15 protein-coding genes are annotated in these 17,231 nt (G+C 56.8%); 10 read left to right on the top strand and 5 right to left on the bottom strand.

What is annotated here, in order from left to right:
* Positions 1 to 40: 40 nt before the first annotated feature.
* Entirely contained in the window at positions 41 to 733 is a 693-nt protein-coding gene (gene pgsA, locus HDF14_RS08960; protein WP_183975666.1) for a CDP-diacylglycerol--glycerol-3-phosphate 3-phosphatidyltransferase, read from the bottom strand.
* Positions 734 to 1,106: 373 nt separating this feature from the next.
* Here pgsA and HDF14_RS08955 point away from each other — a divergent pair, with 373 nt between their 5' ends.
* The gene (locus tag HDF14_RS08955; RefSeq protein ID WP_183975664.1) at positions 1,107 to 3,821 is read left to right on the top strand and encodes an FG-GAP-like repeat-containing protein; all 2,715 of its coding nucleotides are present in this window, start codon (positions 1,107 to 1,109) and stop codon (positions 3,819 to 3,821) included.
* A gap of 76 nt (positions 3,822 to 3,897) precedes the next feature.
* Here the strand turns inward: HDF14_RS08955 and HDF14_RS08950 are convergent, their stop codons facing one another.
* Positions 3,898 to 5,163, bottom strand: coding sequence for a Glu/Leu/Phe/Val family dehydrogenase (locus HDF14_RS08950; protein ID WP_183975662.1), 1,266 nt, complete (start codon positions 5,161 to 5,163; stop codon positions 3,898 to 3,900).
* A gap of 229 nt (positions 5,164 to 5,392) precedes the next feature.
* Here HDF14_RS08950 and trpE point away from each other — a divergent pair, with 229 nt between their 5' ends.
* The 8 genes from trpE to HDF14_RS08910 all read left to right on the top strand — a co-directional run bounded on the left by trpE (position 5,393) and on the right by HDF14_RS08910 (position 13,163).
* On the top strand, positions 5,393 to 6,907 hold the full coding sequence (trpE, locus tag HDF14_RS08945; protein WP_183975660.1) for an anthranilate synthase component I: 1,515 nt from the start codon (positions 5,393 to 5,395) through the stop codon (positions 6,905 to 6,907).
* Between the two features lie 262 nt (positions 6,908 to 7,169).
* Positions 7,170 to 8,786 (top strand): AsmA family protein, encoded by a 1,617-nt coding sequence (locus tag HDF14_RS08940; RefSeq protein ID WP_183975658.1) that lies wholly within the window; start codon positions 7,170 to 7,172, stop codon positions 8,784 to 8,786.
* A 76-nt stretch (positions 8,787 to 8,862) separates the two neighbouring features.
* Positions 8,863 to 9,450: an anthranilate synthase component II gene (locus HDF14_RS08935; RefSeq protein WP_183975656.1), complete on the top strand. Its 588-nt coding sequence runs from the start codon at positions 8,863 to 8,865 to the stop codon at positions 9,448 to 9,450.
* A 9-nt stretch (positions 9,451 to 9,459) separates the two neighbouring features.
* Positions 9,460 to 10,404: a nuclease gene (locus tag HDF14_RS08930; RefSeq protein ID WP_183975654.1), complete on the top strand. Its 945-nt coding sequence runs from the start codon at positions 9,460 to 9,462 to the stop codon at positions 10,402 to 10,404.
* Positions 10,405 to 10,543: 139 nt separating this feature from the next.
* Complete coding sequence (gene efp, locus HDF14_RS08925; protein ID WP_183975653.1) at positions 10,544 to 11,101, top strand: elongation factor P; 558 nt, start codon at positions 10,544 to 10,546, stop codon at positions 11,099 to 11,101.
* Positions 11,102 to 11,200: 99 nt separating this feature from the next.
* On the top strand, positions 11,201 to 11,482 hold the full coding sequence (locus HDF14_RS08920) for an acylphosphatase (RefSeq protein ID WP_183975650.1): 282 nt from the start codon (positions 11,201 to 11,203) through the stop codon (positions 11,480 to 11,482).
* A gap of 6 nt (positions 11,483 to 11,488) precedes the next feature.
* A complete protein-coding gene (locus tag HDF14_RS08915) occupies positions 11,489 to 12,028 on the top strand; it encodes an adenine phosphoribosyltransferase (RefSeq protein ID WP_183975648.1) in 540 nt (179 codons plus the stop codon).
* A gap of 88 nt (positions 12,029 to 12,116) precedes the next feature.
* A complete protein-coding gene (locus HDF14_RS08910) occupies positions 12,117 to 13,163 on the top strand; it encodes an NAD(P)-dependent alcohol dehydrogenase (RefSeq protein WP_183975646.1) in 1,047 nt (348 codons plus the stop codon).
* A gap of 25 nt (positions 13,164 to 13,188) precedes the next feature.
* Here the strand turns inward: HDF14_RS08910 and HDF14_RS08905 are convergent, their stop codons facing one another.
* Together HDF14_RS08905 and HDF14_RS08900 are read right to left on the bottom strand one after the other, a co-directional pair.
* Positions 13,189 to 14,394, bottom strand: a complete 1,206-nt coding sequence (locus tag HDF14_RS08905; RefSeq protein WP_183975644.1) for a lactonase family protein — start codon at positions 14,392 to 14,394, stop codon at positions 13,189 to 13,191.
* 19 nt (positions 14,395 to 14,413) lie between these two features.
* Entirely contained in the window at positions 14,414 to 14,845 is a 432-nt protein-coding gene (locus HDF14_RS08900) for a hypothetical protein (protein WP_183975643.1), read from the bottom strand.
* A 213-nt stretch (positions 14,846 to 15,058) separates the two neighbouring features.
* Here HDF14_RS08900 and HDF14_RS08895 point away from each other — a divergent pair, with 213 nt between their 5' ends.
* Positions 15,059 to 16,507 (top strand): GGDEF domain-containing protein, encoded by a 1,449-nt coding sequence (locus HDF14_RS08895; RefSeq protein ID WP_183975642.1) that lies wholly within the window; start codon positions 15,059 to 15,061, stop codon positions 16,505 to 16,507.
* 75 nt (positions 16,508 to 16,582) lie between these two features.
* Here the strand turns inward: HDF14_RS08895 and rplQ are convergent, their stop codons facing one another.
* Positions 16,583 to 17,062 carry a 50S ribosomal protein L17 gene (gene rplQ / locus HDF14_RS08890; protein WP_183975639.1) on the bottom strand — a complete coding sequence of 160 codons (480 nt, stop codon included), beginning with the start codon at positions 17,060 to 17,062 and terminating at the stop codon, positions 16,583 to 16,585.
* Positions 17,063 to 17,231: the final 169 nt, after the last annotated feature.

The following is a 17,231-nucleotide window of genomic DNA, read 5'->3' as shown; positions in this document are numbered from 1 at the left end:
GACCACATCAATTTTCGTTCAACTGCAACTCCGCCAGAACTTAGGAGATGCGGGAGGGATGCTCTGCTGGCGGTACCGGTTTGGGCTTACGGCTTAGGACGAAACTGCGGCGCTTGCGGCGTTTGTCGGAGGCGTGGTCGATCTTCTTCCAGAAGCCGATGAAGTAGTCGACCGCAGAGATGATCGAGACGATGGTCATCCAGTAGATGGCGGTGACGGCGATGAAGTGAACGCCGACGATGTACCCGCCCCAGTTCCAGTAGTCCCATCGGTGTGCGAGGATGGCCGCGACGACGGAGACGATCTGAATGACAGTCTTCAGCTTGCCGATCTCACTGGCTTCGATCGTGAAGCCTTCCGTCGCGGCGATGCTGCGCAGGCCAGAGACCAGGAACTCGCGGCCGATAACCAGGACCGCGATCCAGGGTGGCACGATGCGGGGGTTGTAAGCCACCAGGATGATGTAGGCGGCGGTGATCATGAGCTTGTCGGCGAGGGGGTCGAGAAGCATGCCCATGGTGGTGATCTGTTTGCGTCTGCGGGCGAGATAGCCGTCGAGACCGTCGGTAATGCTGGCGAGGATGAAGACAATGCTGGCGATGATCTCCTGTTCGCCTCCACGCAATCCCGTCGCGCCGTGAGCGACGGTAAAGGGGAACGCGGGCGAGAGTATCCAAATGAGCAGCGGGACGCATGCGATACGGCTCATCGTAATGGAGTTTGGCAGATTCATCGAGAGGTTACGCGGCTCGCGGCAGAGGCACCGACAATAGCATTCTGCCACAGTAAGACGCGCGAAAGTGGGAAAGGATCACGCTGACCGGAAGTTGCAGGGCGTGAATGCCATGGAGAAAAGCAAGCCGACGCTCCCGCCGGTATGTCTTTGTCACGATTCAGGTTGTCCAGCAGAGAGCCAGACTTTCTTGAGAGTTATCGGTGAGACGGCTGGGAGGGTTTAGGGGAAGTCCCATGCTGGCCGAGACAATCCTAAAAGCTCCACTGACCTCTGCTGAAGACGGTGGTTCCTGCATAACTCCTTTCCCCTCAGAGCCGCCCTCTACCTTCGCCTAAAGACGCCGATAGAGAAGACAGTTCGAGCGTGCGACATGCTGATGCGAAGCGTTCTGCCCAAGACAATCACCGTATGCGCTCTGAGCCTACTGGCCATGGCTGCAATGGCCCAACAATTTCAGCAACCTTTGGTGATCGCGACGGGGAATTGGCCGTCCGGGATTGTGGCGGCAGATTTGAACGGGGACGGCAGGACGGACTTGATCTATACCGATTACGGTGCTACCCGCACCGCATCGACGACTCATGTTTTGTTAAGTAACGGAGATGGAACCTTCGCCGCCGGCCAGACGATCCCGACAGCGGGGGCGTCGATTGCTGTTGCAGACTTCAATCATGATGGGCACGCGGACCTGGCATGGGTGTGGGGTGCGGTTGGGCTTGGGAAAGCGTATCTGGCGTTGGGGAACGGCGATGGGACATTTGCATCCGCACAGGAGGTTGGAACCTTCGCAATTTTAGGAACGAATGCACCTCTGTTCCGTTACGTGAAGGGCGCGCAGCTGCACGATACGGGGTACATGGATCTGCTGGTGGAAGACGCTGCGAACCCTTCGTTGATCACATTGACAAGCGACGAAAACGGCATCTTGGTAAAGATTGTCGGAACGCAACTTCCGAATGGCGTCGGGCCAATGATGACTTCGGATTTGAATGGGGATGGTCACGCCGATCTGGTCATTCAGTCTGTCACAGGTGGCGTTGCAGATGTTTTTCTTGGCTCGGCCGATGGACTACTGACACCTGCGGGACTTTATGGGGGGTCGAGTGCTGCGCAGAGCATGCTGCTGCAGGATTTGGATGACGATGGGCATCCCGACCTTGTATTGGAGGGCGTCGATGGGCAGATCGAGATCTTTCACGGAAACGCAGATGGAAATTTTTCGGCAGAATCCGAGGGCGGAAGTGGGAACGCCGACGCGACGACAGGTCTAGGAGGACGTCTGGTCGCGGTAACCGGTGCCTCAGGACAACACATCTTTTATACGGCGACTCCGGCAGGCATGAGCGTGTTGGTGGAGAAGAGCGACTTGAATCTGATGCTGGGTGGGATCTATAACGCGGGACCGGGCAGAACAAGCTTTGCGTCTGGAGACTTTAATGACGATGGCGTTCTCGATGTGGCAGTCGATTCGCCTGAAGGAATCGCGATTCTGTTTGGAGACGCGGATGGAAATCTTGGAAGCTCACGCGCGTTTGCGGCAGGGAAACCTGCACTGAGCGGAGCTTTGGGAGAGTACAGCGGTTCGAAGAATCTAGATGCAATCTTGACTGTGGCGGCTTCGCAAGCGCTGCTGCTGCACGGGAATGGAGATGGAACGTTCTCTGGTGGAGCCACACCGACGACCTCACAGGTGAGTGCGACCCCTGGCCCTCAGGTTGTGAATCTTCCGGGAGCGCCGCTTGTCGCTGGTCTTGTGCAGGTAGCATCGATGACCGAAGATCTCGATCGGGATGGCAATCAGGATGTGATCGTAGCGTATGACAACTCCAAGGCCGATCACGCTCATCCCACGGCGGCTGCGTCGAACGCGATTTATATCTGGTACGGCAACAGCGATGGGGGCTTTGAAGCTCCCGTCGTGATGTCTCCGTCGCGAAACTTCTACCAACTGGCCGTGGCCGATGTGAATGGCGATGGACGTCCGGATCTGATCATGAGCGACGGATACGTGGTCAGTGTTCAGAACAATCTGGGCGGACGAGTCTTTGGTGAAGAAGAGCACCTTCTGGCAGGAATGGGAATCAACTCCATCTCGGCAGGCGATGTAAACAATGATGGATATACGGATCTGGTGATTGCGAACGGCGGTACGGTCCTCGCGAATGCCACGATCAGGAGCCTAACGACACCGGTGAGCGGCGGTGTGACCAACGGCGGGATCACAGTGTTACTGAACAGAATTAAGACAACTGCTGTTCCGAAGATCCCAACCATCGCAGTCTTTAGCCTTTCGACACCATCGACGATCTACTTGGGACAGGTGGTAAGTGGTGCTGCGCGGGTCACAGCGAGTGATGGAAGCACACCGACCGGAACGATCTCTTTTTTCGATGGCACAACAAATATTTGTACGATTGCTGTGACGGAGGCGGCCAGTTGCCCGCCGAGTGCAGGCTCCGGATTCTCCGTAGGGACACATACGTTGACGGCGGCGTACTCGGGCGATGCGACCCATCTAGGATCTACCTCAGCACCAGTGACGGTAACGGTGCTACCGCTTGCGACGACGACTGACAAGTTCAATATTTCTGTAACTGGTTCTACGACCACGTCAGTGGGCGGAACGGTGAACCTGCAAGTCGCGGTGATTCCTGAGGTTGGATCTACGAAACCCGTGCAGCTGTCGTGCGGAGATCTGCCGACAGAGGCGACGTGTGCGTTTCAAACACAGACGATTCCTGGAGGCGGCGGGACGACAACGATGCAACTGAGCGTAATGCCTCCGCGATCATGCGCGGTCGCGGACTCCGAATCGAGGACGGCCAGTCTGCCGTTTGCGAGTACGACCCTCGCAGCTTTTATTGTCATACTCATACCCGGTAAGCGAAGACGGGCGATCAAGAGTCTGCTGGCTGCGGTCGTTGCGATCTTCGGAATTGCTTCGATAACAGGATGTGCAACCTGCACGGATCTCGGGACGAAGCCGGGAAGCTATACGATTCGAGTTATTGGAACCGAGGCCGGACAGGTTGCGAGCATCGTGACGGTCAAAGTAAAGCTCACGGTAAAGGAGAAGCTGCTCTGAAAATCGAAGCGGCAGTTACTGCAAATAAAAAGAGGCAGCCTCGTGGGCTACCTCTTTTACTCTGGCGATTCAAGAGTTAAGCGTAGATACCGCGCTGCTTGGTGGTGTAAGCTACGCGGTCAATTGCGAGCATATAAGCGGCGATGCGGTTGTTGACCCCGTGATTCTGCGCGTAGGTCACGACGTCGCTGAAGCTCTCCGTCATGATGCTATCGAGGCGCTGGTTGACCTCGGCCTCAGTCCAGAAATACCCCATGCGGTCCTGCACCCATTCAAAGTAGCTGGTAGTAACGCCGCCGGCGTTGGCGAGGATGTCGGGGATGATGAAGACTCGCTTGTCAGCCAGGATCTCGTCGGCCACCGTGGTTGTGGGGCCATTGGCACCTTCGCAGAGGATCTTACAGCGAATGCGGTCGGCGTTCTTACTGGTGATGACATTTTCGGTCGCTGCTGGAATAAGAATCTCGCAGTTATACGTGAGCAGCTCGCGTTTGTCGGCGGCCTCGGCCTCGGTGAAGCCGTTGATGGTGCCGGCATTCTTGCGGTGCTCGATCAGGGCCGGGATGTCGATTCCATTTGGGTTGTAAAGTCCCCCGTCGTACTCGGCGATGCCGATGATCGTGTAACCCTTCTGCGCGAGCAGTTTGGCGGAGTTGGAGCCGACATTGCCGAAGCCTTGAATGATGACGCGGCATCCGTCAATGGACATCTCGAGATGCTTCATCGCCTCGTCGCAGACAACGGAGACGCCACGGCCAGTAGCTTCCTTGCGACCGCGAGAGCCGCCGAGGTTGACTGGCTTACCGGTGACAACGGCATTGACGGTCTGACGCATGTGCATGGAGTAGGTGTCCATGATCCAGGCCATGGTCTGCTCGTCGGTGCCCATGTCGGGTGCGGGAACATCTTTTTCCGGTCCAATGAATTCGATGAGTTCGGCGGTGTAACGGCGAGTCATGCGCTCGAGTTCACCCTGGGACATCTTTTTGGGATCGCAGATGACGCCGCCTTTGGCTCCGCCGAAGGGGATATTAACGACCGCGCACTTCCAGGTCATCCAGGAGGCTAGAGCGCGAACTTCGTCAAGAGAGACGTCTGGAGAGTAGCGTATGCCGCCCTTTGCGGGGCCGCGGGCAACCGAGTGCTGAACACGATAGCCGGTGAAGACTTCGATAGAGCCGTCATCCATGCCTACGGGGATGTGAACGATGAGTTCGCGGGAGGGGTACCGAAGGACCTTCCAGATGCCTTGATCGAGATTGAGTTTTTGTGCGGCGAAGTCGAACCGAGCGGCCTGGGCTTCCCAGGGATTAGTCTCCTGCTCGAGCGTAAGGGTCTGCATTTTTACTGTCCTTTGTTCTGTTGCTGGTATCAGCGATTCTCCGGCCATCGTTTTGCCTCACTGGAAGCAGGATAAGCTTGTGCCAGACCGGTCTGTGGCCAAACTCGAGGAGTATAGGCTCGTCGAACGACGATGTGCAATCGAACGGATGGGGGAGGAGCCACTGTCGTCAAGAGTAGGCCGCCGGACATTAAACACGGATAAACCTGCATTTATGATGGATGTAGCTATGCCTTCTTTCGACTCCAATTCCCTTCCCCCCGCTCGCGAATTTCTGAAACTAAGTCGTAACCATTCGCTGGTGCCCGTTTATCGGACAGTAACGGCAGACCTCGAAACTCCGGTTTCGGCGTTTTTGCGCATCGCATCGGAAGAGCCAGAGGCGTTTCTGCTTGAATCGGTCGAAGGTGGCGAGCATGTCGGTCGTTACACCTTCATCGGCATCCAACCCTACAAAAAGATGACGGCGCGGGGAACACGCATCACGGTTCGCGAAGGACGGCGCGAGCATAGGTTCGACGGAGATATCTTTGAGGAGCTAAAGCGGGCTCTGAGTGGGCACACTCCGGCGCGATTGCCGGGTCTGCCTCCGTTTACGGCAGGTGCGGTTGGGTTCTTTGCTTACGACGTCGTGCGGCAGATTGAGAAGTTGCCCTCGCTGGCCAAGGATGAGCTCGGAGTGCCGGACGCATGCCTGATGTTCTTCGACCAGGTGCTGGCCTTCGATCACGTGAAGAAGGAGATTCACCTGATGGTGACGGCGGACCTGACGCGAGAGCCTCGCGAAGGCGCCTACGAACGGGCCGTGCGTCGGCTGAACAAGATGGAAAAACGCTTGGCGAGTGCGCTGCCAATCCGAAAGAAGAATCGGCCGGAAGGCAAGCTCAAAATAACCTCGAGAACTCCGAAGGCTGCGTTTCTGAAGGCCATCGAGAAGACGAAAGAGTACATCGCTTCTGGCGACGTGTTTCAATGTGTTATTTCGCAGCGGTTCGATTGTGTCCCTGGAGTCGATGCGTTTGAAATCTATCGAGCACTCCGCATCGTGAACCCTTCGCCCTACATGTATTTTTTGCGCTTCGGGCTGGAGGAAAAGACCGCGAAGAAGGGGCACCTTGCACATATCGTGGGGTCTTCGCCTGAGCTGCTTGTGCGTGTGCACGGGCGCGAGGTGGAGTATCGACCAATTGCAGGGACACGTCCGCGCAGTGCCGATGAGGTGGAGGACCGCGCAATGGAAGCTGATCTGCGCGCGGATGAGAAGGAGGTGGCCGAGCACATTATGTTGGTCGACCTCGGGAGGAATGATGTTGGACGGGTGAGTGAGTTTGGGTCGGTGAAGGTGAAGGATCTGATGTTCGTGGAGCGGTACAGCCATGTGATGCATCTGGTGAGTGCGCTGGAAGGCACCCTGCGTTCGGAGCTGGGGGCGCTGGATGCGTTTCGCGCCTGCTTCCCTGCCGGAACGCTCAGCGGCGCACCGAAGATCCGAGCGATGGAGATCATCGAAGAGCTGGAGCCGGCACGGCGCGGAGTCTACGGCGGCAGCGTTCTCTATGCAGACTTCAGCGGGAATCTGGATTCCTGCATCGCGATTCGGACACTATTCATGAACGGCAGGCAGGGGCACTTTCAATCGGGCGGGGGGATCGTGGCAGATTCGGTTCCAGAGAAGGAGTTTGAGGAGTCTGTGAATAAGGCGCGAGCGGTGGTAAGGGCGATCGAACGGGCGCGGGGAGTTTAGAGATCGATGCTTGAGTCACGTCAGTCCACGCAATTGTCAGAGTCTATAGTGAAAGCTGCCGATCACCCCTTCTTGCGGAAATAACGGCATTACCTTCGAGGAAGCCGGCTTCTCAGGACTAATTCTGACCACCCGAAGTTCGATTTTGGTCGAACCTTTCCGGCAAGAGCGGGATTGTCTTTAACCTTTTCCCGCCAATCAAACCCTTCAGGTGAGGAAAGTCGGTGACAATGGGGTGCGGCTTTGCCACAACGGAGGATTCGTGAAGAAATCGGTCAAGATCGTTTTGGCTGCAGCTAGCGCACTACCGATAGTCGTAGCGGCGGCCGTGCCCCTCTTCGTGAACGCCAACACGTTTCGTCCTATCGTCGAGAGTAGGCTCAGCGCAGCACTTTCCCGTAAGGTCACCCTCGGCGATTTGAGCCTTTCCGTCATGAAAGGAAGCCTAGTAGCGAACGATCTCGCCATAGCCGAAGATCCTAAGTTCGGCCAGACTCCATTCTTTACTGCGAAACGATTGCACATTGGCGTTCAGATGAAGCCACTGATCTTCCACCATGAGCTGCTCGTGCGAAGTTTCGAGGTCGATGCCCCCCAAATCCATCTGATCCGCGCCGAGGATGGAACCTGGAATTTCTCTACCCTGAGCCACGGCACAGACTCTCTGAACACCACTCGATCGACCACTTTGCCTGATCTCCCGGTCGATCAGATAACCATCAAAGACGGCAACGCCAAGATGGAAACCCTGCCCTTGCAGAAAAATCCCCAGGTCTACGACCATCTCTACGTCGAGTTGGAGCACTTCTCCTTAGGCCAGGCCTTTCCGTTTACGGTGAGTGCTTCGCTGCCCGGCGACGGCAAGGTAGAAGTCTCGGGAACCGTCGGGCCTATCAATCCGCAAGACGCCGCCTTCACCACCTTCAACACACAGGTCAAAATTCAGCATCTCGACCCTGTCGCCGCCGGTTATGTTGACCCAGCGGCCGGGATCTCCATGATCGGCGGCCTCGATGCGCACATTGCCTCAGACGGCGTAAATGTCACCAGCGACGGCAAAGTCCACGCTGAACAGCTCATCCTCCTCAAGGGAGGCAAGGCAGCTCCGTACCCTATTGATGTCAGCTATCAGGTTGTCCACTCACTCAGAAGCAACAGTGGCCAAGTCTCCGATCTCGTCTTTCAGACCGGCGCGATTGCAATTCACATCAAGGGCAACTATCAACTCGCCGCAAACGTTCCGGTCTTCGACCTCAAGCTGCTGGCTCAAAGTGTCCCCATCAATGATCTGCAGGCGCTTATGCCAGCCGTCGGCGTAAAGCTCCCAAACGGTGCCACCCTCAAGGGCGGAACACTGTCCGCCGACTTCACCATCAAGGGCTCCCCAACAGACAACGTCATCGTTGGCTCCTATGAAATCAAAAATACAAAATTGGTAGGGTACGACCTCGGTTCCAAGATCGCTGGTATCGCCGCTTTGGGTGGCATCAAAACTGGCGATACCACTGTCATCGATATCTCCCGGGCCAACGTGCGCATCACCAAATCAGGCAGCGAGAGCACGAAGATTTACTCGGTCCTTCCTGCGCTCGGCGAGTCTACCGGCAGCGGCACGGTGTCACCCTCTGGAGCGCTCGACTTCCACTTGATCTCTAAGGTTACGAGCGCGAAAGGTCTAAATAAGGTCGGCGTAAATCTCCTTACAAAGCTAAACAGCACGTCTGACACCGCCAAACCTTCGACTGCGACTGGTATCCCCATCAGCATCACTGGCACGGCAGAAGAGCCCGTCATCACCGCTGACGTGAACGGCCTGATGAAAGGCAACGCCGCGACAATAAAGAAGAAACTCTCGAAACTTTTTGGCAAGAAACAATAGTTTGTTTAGGCTAGCCCGACAAACCGTCGAATTCGACAATTGCGCACTGCCTCGGGCGTAGAATTTAAAGATTGCTATGGTCTTCGTTCTGGACAACTACGATTCGTTTACTTACAACCTGGTGCAGTACATGGGTGAGCTTGGAGCCGAGATGGTGATTCGGCGCAACGATGAGCTGTCGCCGGCGGAGGTTGAGGCACTCCGGCCGGAGAGGATCCTGATCTCGCCGGGCCCTTGCACGCCGCAGGATGCGGGGATCAGCATCGAGCTGATCAAGCACTTCGCCTCTTTGGCCGAGGCAGGTGGGCCCAGGGTGCCTATTCTTGGAGTCTGTCTGGGGCACCAGGCGATCGGCGCAGCGTTTGGCGGCAATGTAGTGCGCGCACCCAAGCTGATGCATGGCAAGACCAGTGAGGTCGAGCATGACGGAAAGACCATCTTCAAAGGCATTCCGTCTGCTATGACCTGCACGCGGTACCACTCGCTGATCGTGACCGACGAAGGACTGCCCGAGGAACTCGAGGTTTCGGCGCGGACCGCGGATGGGGAGACCATTATGGCGCTTCGGCATCGGGAGCTGCCAATCGAAGGGGTGCAGTTCCACCCCGAGAGCGTGCTGACCATCCACGGCAAACAAATCATTCAAAACTTCCTGAAGATGTAGCGTGGGGCGATGATGGTGCGTCGGCTGATTCTCGTGTTCACAATCGGGTGCGGAGTTGCGTGGGCTCAGCAGCCGATTGGCACAGTAGGCGTGCAGAACGCCAACATCGCCGGGGCGCTTGAGATAAACAACGGGCGCGCGATTCTCGTGGGGAATACGACCGTCACGGCAAGAGACCACACGGCTGAGATTGAGTTGAAACGTGGTGGAACAGTGCGCGTATGCGCCACCAGCGGGCTACATCTGACCTCAGGACAAGACGCCGCTGGTTCTGCGCCGCTGATGCTGGCGCTCGATCGAGGGGCCATCGAAGTACAAATGGCCGCGACGACGAGGGATATGGTGATGACGCCGGATCTGCGGTTTACGATGCGTGGGGACGGGCCTCTCGATTTGCAGCTCCGGGTAACGAAGAATGGCGATACCTGCGTAGAGAATCGCGGAGCCCAGGCACCCGTGCTCAACATTGCGGACCAGTTCGGCGAGGCGTCGTACGAACTGAAGGCGGGACAGCATGTGCTGTTCGAACACGGCAGCCTCAAAGAGGTTGTCGATCATGAAAGCTCCTCGTGCGGATGTCCTCCGGAGCCTGCGATGACAGTTGCCGATGCGCTTCTAAACGCCGGCAATGCCGGAACCACGGGTGATGCGAAGACTGCGGCGGAACTGCACCCTTTTCCAGCAGCTATAAGCGCGGGGTTAGCCCCGGCACCGGTCCCGGAGGCGCCCGCCGGTGCATTGCACGAGCAGGTTTCCGCGACGCTGAACTCCGGCGACAGTCCGGATAGCACCACGCCGCCGCCGGCGACTCCCGAGGCAAAGAGCGCGACCACCACCGCGACGGCAACTGCCCCTCAGAGTCAGACGGCGGCCAGCACTCCTGCCGCAACCCCTCCACGGCACGGTTTCGGACATGCAATTGGACGATTCTTCCGAAAGATCTTTGGAAGTTGATCGCCCCGGCATTCCTGGTCCGACAGAGCCGAAAACAGGCTCGCTGCGCTACAATTAAAAGGTTGTAGGCTCGCTGGCAGATATCGTCGACGCCCACACCAAAACAGCTGAATTCAGCACAGATCAGGGGTTTTCTCTTATGTCGATTCCCGCAACGCAGATGCGCCCGGGCATGGTTATCAAGTTCAAGGACGATCTTCACCTGGTTTTCTCGGTGGAGCACCGCACCCCCGGCAATCTTCGGGCCTTCATCCAGGCCAAACTTCGCAACGTGCGCACTGGCGCAATGTTCGTCGAGCGTTTTCGCTCGCCGGACCCAATTGATCGCGTAATCGTTGACGAAGTGAAGATGGAGTTTTTGTACAACGACGGCGATGAGTACTACTTCATGGATGACAAATTCGAGCAGACGATGCTGAAGCGCGACACGCTCGGCGATGCCGTTGACTATCTGCTGCCCAATCTTTCGATCAACGTAAGCTTCCACGACGGCAAGGCTGTCGGCATTGAGCTCCCAGGCGTAGTCGAGATGACAGTCATGGAGACTGAGCCGGGAATCAAGTCCGCGACAGCGTCGTCGGTCTCCAAGCCTGCAAAGCTCGAAACAGGACTCGTCGTGCAGGTACCTGCTTTTATCAACGAAGGTGAAAAGATCCGCGTGGATACTGCAGAAGGCGCTTACATGAGCAGGGCGTAACAAGATCGTTTACAGAAAAGGCGGAGTCCCTGGCTCCGCCTTTTCTTTCGTCTTCAACGCCTTGCGTGCGTGTATCCGCTCTGCGACACTGGAGGCTCCATGGTGTTCCATTACCTCGTAAAGGGTCGCGTGCAGGGAGTCGGATTTCGCTGGTTCGTACACCAGGAGGCAGCGGAGCTCGGACTGCGGGGATGGGTCCGAAACACAGATCAGGGTCACGTCGAGATCGTCGCGGCGGGTAAACCTGAAGAGCTTACTGAGTTGAAGGATGCGCTGCGAAAGGGTTCGCGCGGCAGCCGCGTTGATGCCGTAGAGGAACAGGAACTGGTCGAGAGCGAAGGCGCGCAGCTCGGGCCATTTGAGATCGAAGGAGCCTGGTAAGGACTGATGACACTACCGATTAACTGCGAACCACTGAAGACTCTGATCCGCACTGTACCCGATTTTCCGAAGCCTGGAATTCTCTTCTACGACATTACGACCGTGCTGAAGGATAAGGCGGGGTTCGCCACATTGATCGACGCTTTCGCACAGTACTACATCGGAAAAGAGATCGATCTTGTGTTGGGAATCGAGGCGCGCGGATTTATCTTCGGACCAGCACTGGCCTACCGGCTGAACGCCGGCTTCGTGCCCGTTCGCAAGCCGAAGAAGCTGCCTGCCCCAACCGCCCGCGTCACCTACGATCTCGAATATGGCACTGACTCCCTGGAGATTCATCTGGATGCTATTCAGCCGGGAGAGCGTGTCGTCATCGTGGACGATCTTCTGGCAACTGGTGGCACAATGCAGGCAACGGTCGAGCTCGTGCGACAGCTGGGCGGCGAGATCGCCGGACTTGGCTTTGCGATCGAGCTCGACTTCCTGAAGGGCCGCGATAAATTCCAACAGTATGACGTACTGAGTCTGCTGCACTACGACGAGTAATTCGACAAAGTGAGGCGAAGACTCCGATCAGTGGCAACCGTCTCCAATAAATGCTTGGCATCCAGTTCGGACAATTGAGGATTGAGAAATGAAATCACGCGGATATGCTGTACACGATAAGAAGTCGCCATTGGCTCCTTTTAGCTTCGAACGGCGTGAGCCAGGCGCGAACGATGTAGTGATAGAGATTGCCTACTCCGGAATCTGTCACTCGGACATTCACCAGGCGCGGGATGAGTGGGGCGGGTCCATCTATCCGATGGTGCCGGGACATGAGATCGTCGGGCACGTGACGGCTGTTGGACGTGACGTGAAGAAGTTCAAGGTAGGCGATCTGGCCGCTGTCGGAGTGATCGTCGACTCCTGCCGCGAATGCGAGAACTGCAAGGCAGACGAGCAGCAATATTGTCTGAAGGGCGCAGTCGAAACCTATAACAAAAGCGATTACTCAGGCCAGGTCACTTATGGTGGCTACTCCAACAACATCGTTGTGCACGAGTACTACGTCCACACAGTCTCGCCGAAGCTTAATCTCGCAGCAGTGGCTCCCCTCCTCTGCGCAGGAATTACAACCTACTCACCGCTTCGCCACTGGAAGGTGGGCAAGAACAGCAAAGTAGGCGTTATAGGCCTGGGCGGGCTCGGTCACATGGGCCTGAAGTTCGCTCATTCGTTTGGCGCGCACGTAGTCCAATTCACCACCTCCGAAAACAAGATCGAAGACGCGAAGAAGCTAGGCGCAGACGAGGTAGTCGTGACGAAAGATGCTGCCGCCGTGGGCAAGCACACGGGCAGCTTCGACTTCATCCTCGATTGCGTCTCAGCGCCGCACGACGTCAATCAGTACCTGAACCTCTTGCGTTTGAATGGAACTCTCTGTCTCGTTGGCCTTCCTGAAATCCCGTTGTCAGTCGCTCCATTCTCTGTTGTGGCCAATCGGCGCTCTCTCGCCGGATCGGGCATCGGAGGGATGAATCAAACCCAGGAGATGCTCGACTACTGCGCAGACCACAACATCGTCTCCGACATTGAACTTACCTCAGTCGACAAGCTGAATGAAGCGTATGAACGGGTGCTGAAATCGGATGTGAAGTACCGGTTCGTGATCGACATGGCGACGTTGCCTAAGAGCTAACAAGACGCGACGCCTCTGTTTACGTCTAGGCAAAGAGGGTGAACAGAGGCGAGTCCAGAGCGAGGGTCTGCACCGGGCCAGAGAGCATCCCGGTTGCGGAATCACGACGAAAGACCGTCACGTTTGCGGAGTCCTGGTTCCCGCAGATGACCCACTGTGCTGTCGGGTCCAGGGTGAAGTGGCGAGGAGTCTTGCCGCCACAGGAGATCCGCTGCACAAGCGTAAGATCACCATTCTTCGTGCTGATTGAGAAAACAACCAGTGTGTTCTCCCCGCGATTGCTGGCGTAGAGAAAATTGCCGTCAGGAGAGACTGCAAGTTCAGCAGCCGTGTTCTTGTCGGAGGGAAATTCGGGCGCGATGGTCTTGATCGAGAAAGTGGAATTAACCAAAAGGCCTTGCGGCGTATTACTGAAACGCGTCGCAGTCCAGAGGCAGCGATCAATGCTGGATTCCATCTCATTGATGCAGTAGACCCACCGGCTATTGGGGTGGAAGACGACATGGCGTGGTCCACAACCCGGACGCTCATTGGTGAACAGGTGTGGGTCGGAGAGCGTGCCAGTTTCGGGATGAATAAAAAAAACTGCGATATGGTCTGTGCCTAAATCGCAGACCAGGAGGAAGCGATCATCCGGTGAGATGGTGACGCAGTGGGGATGCGGATCCTGCTGGCGGGCGGAGTTCGGTCCAGGTTCTCCGAACTTCTGACGATTCTTAAAATCGAGGCGTTCTACCGGCTGACTAAGCGTGCCGTCGGACTGAATTCGATAAGAAGAGATAGAGGAACCGGTGTAGTTAGCCACGAACGCGGCGTGGCCGGTAGAGTCCACCGAGACACAAGCCGGCCCGGCTCCTCCGGAGGGCACCTGGCCGATCTGACGAAGGTTGCATGTTCCCGGGTCCAGCGCAAAGGTCGTAACGGTCGCAGCGGGATCATTAATCGCATTGACCGCATAAAGCGCGCTGTGGCCCGAACCAGGAGGCGCCAACGCAAGAAAGGATGGCCGGGCCGTGGCTGCAACCAACTCTGGCGAAGATAACTGGCCATGGGTTGAATCAAAGGTTGACCGGTAGATACCTTTGGACACTCCTTTAGTCGTGTCGGTTCCGAAGAAGACATAAACCGGAGCTGGCGCGGCTTTCTTCTTGCGTGTAGGCCACGTCGCAAAGGCACGTGCCGACGCCGTAAAGGCAGGAAACAGGACAAGAAATCGGCGGCGCGAGAACATGGGCCAAACCCCTGGGAGGTTATGCTGGTTCGCCTGGAAGATGAATGCCCAACTCGTCCTCGGCCCGGATATCCGGGTTGATGACGGGAAGGCTGGGAAGATTGTCGGTGCGGCCAGCTTCTTTTACGACGGCGCTGGCGTGTTCGAGAACCTCATCGACCGTCATGGTGTACATCTCCCGGCCATTGTCGTAACCGGACTTGACGGCGTGCAGCAGATACCGCCCGGCGGCCTGAGCCGCAAGATAATCCGTAATGACGAAGCCGGTACGACGCTTCTGTTCGACCCACGCCAGGTTCGGCATAGAGATCCAGACGGGTCTGTCGTTGACGGCGAAGCGGATGTCGGTGGCATCGGCATGCCGCGTCGCGATAGCCACCATCGTCCCCTTCCAAACGCAGTGAAGGTCTTCTCCGGTCCAGCGGTCGGTTACTTTGAAGTCTTCATACATGATTGTTTCTAGATTAGTGCAGGGGGCAGGTATCAGCAAGGTAAGGGCCCAAAACGAGAAGATTTTTGGTCTGACCTCTAGATAAATCGATTATCTTCACCTTCTATTCCCACAATGGGAATAAGACGTCGGGTTACTTTCGTAAGCACTTGAAATTGCTTCTGGCGTATGCAAGTCACCAAAGTTATTCTTATTTTGATTTTACGGTGATAGATGACGTTGCGTCGAACAGAAGCCGAAGCCGCTAGTTTAAGGGCGATCTGGACACGTGATTTGTTGGACTCCCAGCCAGAGTTTGAATGTGGCGAACTTGTACGACTTGCTGCCTGTCTCTGCGGAACTCCAATTGGCCTGGTGACGCTCCTCAATGAGCGGCACCAGTGGTTTCGCGCGTCTGACGATCTGAAGATGGGAGAGACACCGCGAGAGGTAGCCTTCTGCGCGCATGCAGTCCGGCAGAATGGCCTCTTCATGGTGAACGACGCCCTGACGGATCCGCGATTTTCGAGCAATCCTCTGGTGACTTGGGATCCGGCGATCCGTTTTTTCGCCGGCGTCGGGTTGTATAACTCAGACGATGAGCCGATGGGGACCTTTTGCGTGATTGATATGGCTCCCCGGATCCTAAGTGAGGATCAGATGGAAGCGCTCGAGATTCTGGGGCGGCAGATCAGTCTTCGGCTGGAAGCAGTGGTGCAACGCAAAGCGCTGGAACAAGCGCTGGCGGACAAAGAAAGAGCGAGCGCGGGACTGAAGGCAAGTGAAGAGCTCTTTCGCGCGTTTATGAACGCGAGCCCGTTCCTAAGCTATATCAAGGATGCTGCTGGACGATTGCTGTTTTACAACCGCAGCTTCGCTCAGAGATTTGGCGTAAGTGAGTACGCGTGGCTGGGGCGGACCGACGAGCAGCTCTGGTCGAGAAAACTCACAAAGTCGATGCGAACTCATGATCTCGAGGTCATGGCCGGCGGAAAGATGGTCGAGACCGAGGAGCTTATCCGGAACTCAGACGGATCGGTCAGTTCGTTGCGATCTTTCAAGTTTCCTTGTCATGATTCTGCACGAAACGTGTTGCTGGCCGGAGTAGCCGTGGATGTCTCGGAGGAGGTAGCTCATCACGCCGAGCTGGAACGCTACCACCGCGAACTTGAAGATGCCAATGATCAGTTACGGAAGCTAGCCGTCACCGACGAGCTCACAGGATTGCGTAATCGCAGATCCTTTGAAGAGCGGCTGATAATGGAGTTCTCGCTCGCGCGGCGGAGGAAGCGAGAGCTTTCGGTGTTGTTGATCGACGTCGACAACTTCAAGACGATCAACGACAGATGGGGCCACGCAGCCGGCGATGAAGTCCTGCGTCGCCTTGGCATGATCCTGCGAACGACGGTGCGGCTGCCCGACTTGCCTGCACGATATGGCGGCGAGGAGTTTGTGGTTCTGCTGCCGGAGAGCGGAGAAGAGAGCGCCATGGGACTCGCCCGGCGCGTCATGCAGCGAGTCGCTACCGAAGACTGGGAGAATGAGCCACTGACCATCAGTGTGGGAATGGCTTCCGTGAACGAGTCGCTCGAGAGCGGATTTCAGTTGGTGGAGCTCGCTGACGAGGCTCTTTACGCTGCCAAGCGCGCCGGGAAAAACCGTGTCATGGTACACAGCGGCTAATTTCTTCTGGCATTGCGAAAATGAAAGAGGCGCACCCACAAGGTGCGCCTCTTTGCTCAATATTTTCGCTTAACTTTATGCTTCTGCGTTCGGGTCGCCGGCTTCGCCTTCGCCGCGCTCTTCCATCTGCTTGGCAAGCTCTTCGCGCTTCTTGGTACGGGCTTCTGAGCGCTTCTGAGCCTTTTCGTTGAGCTCATGCTCGGCACCGAGGAGTTCGATGTAAGCCATCTCGGCGGCGTCACCCTTACGGGCTCCGAGGCGAGTGATCCGGAGGTAGCCACCCTGGCGTGCAGCGTAGCGCGGAGCCACGGTCGCAAAGAGGCGGTCGACCGACTCAGGCGTCATCAGGTAAGCAGCGGCCTGACGGCGTGCGTGAACAGTGCCGCGCTTGCCGAGGGTGATCATCTTCTCGATGAGAGGACGAGTGGCTTTGCACTTAGTGATGGTTGTCTCGACGCGGTCCATCAGGATGACGGAGGTGACGAGGTTGCGCAGCATGGCGCGGCGATGGCTGGTGTTGCGGCCTAGTTTGTATCCTGCATTACGGTGACGCATCGATGATCTCCTTCGACTCGGCATTGGCCGTGAGTCGGTACTGCTTAGAATGTGCGCTCTGTTGAAACACTGCGCGGGTAAAGCTGCCCGAGGGCTTTGCTGTACGCGGCTTGCGCTCGCGTTTTCATCTAGAGGCTGCGGCGGTGGAGTTGATTCCACCGCCGCAAGC

The organism is Tunturiibacter gelidiferens (assembly GCF_014201335.1).
GTDB classification, from domain to species: Bacteria; Acidobacteriota; Terriglobia; order Terriglobales; family Acidobacteriaceae; genus Edaphobacter; species Edaphobacter lichenicola_E.
The sequence above is the reverse complement of the archived record's forward strand: the minus strand, read 5'-3'. Positions and strand labels throughout refer to the sequence as shown.